Source organism: Ramlibacter sp. bp-362 (assembly GCF_054956735.1).
Map to the genome: position 1 here is coordinate 1 of NZ_JBUDXE010000093.1, position 233 is coordinate 233.

Below are 233 nucleotides of genomic sequence, written 5' to 3' on the forward strand. Positions count from 1 at the left end.
TGGGGAAGCTTTCGACATAGTCGCGCACACAGGGTACACGGCCCGATTTATGGCGGTATTCTTCAATATAATAAGGATTGGGCAGGAAGCGCACATCTTCGACGATGTCCGCATCGATGGGCATGCCGTGCTTGAAGCCGAAGCAGCTCAAGGAGATCCTGGTCAAGCGCTATGCCATTACGGACAGCAAGAAGAGCATGACCGTCACCGTCGTGTCCTTCGGCTTCAAGCAC

At 54.1% G+C, this 233-nt stretch carries 1 protein-coding gene; it reads right to left on the minus strand.

What is annotated here, in order from left to right; genetic code table 11:
* A partial coding sequence (locus tag ACY0MJ_RS22535) for a RapZ C-terminal domain-containing protein (protein ID WP_462640792.1) occupies positions 1–166 on the minus strand: 166 nt, incomplete at its 3' end.
* Positions 167–233 lie beyond the last annotated feature (67 nt).